Source organism: Bradyrhizobium cosmicum, from assembly GCF_032290525.1.
Classification (GTDB): Bacteria; Pseudomonadota; Alphaproteobacteria; order Rhizobiales; family Xanthobacteraceae; genus Bradyrhizobium; species Bradyrhizobium cosmicum_A.
The window spans coordinates 1-376 of sequence record NZ_JASXTA010000101.1 but is presented as its reverse complement, the minus strand read 5'-3'; the positions used below and the strand labels follow the sequence as shown (position 1 = coordinate 376).

The following is a 376-nucleotide window of genomic DNA, read 5'->3' as shown; positions in this document are numbered from 1 at the left end:
AAAATCCCCGTCGCGTCTTCATTTCGGGCCAGAAGCGCGGCGTGTTCGGCGCCATCAAGCGCGAGCTCCGGCGCCGCTCCACCATCGAGCCCATCATCGGACACCTGAAGGCCGAAGGTCACCTTGGCCGCTGCTACCTCAAAGGCCGCGCCGGCGACGCCGCCAACGTCGTGCTCTCAGCAGTGGGCCACAACTTCCGCCGCATCCTCGCCTGGCTCAGAGAACTCTTGTGCCTCTTCCTGATCCAGCTATCGCATACGCTTGCCTGTCCAGTCCCGCTCAATTCGGCTTCTTAACATGGCGTAATCGCGGCTGACGTCTTCTTGCGGACACGAGGGTTGGTAGGATCGGCTTTACAGATTATCGAAAGGGAGCA

Annotated in this window: 1 pseudogene; it reads left to right on the top strand. The window is 60.9% G+C overall.

Annotation, left to right across the window (positions count from 1 at the left end):
- Positions 1–296 (top strand): annotated as a pseudogene (locus QSV46_RS39225) (IS5/IS1182 family transposase); the annotation flags it as partial.
- Between the last annotated feature and the right edge of the window lie 80 nt (positions 297–376).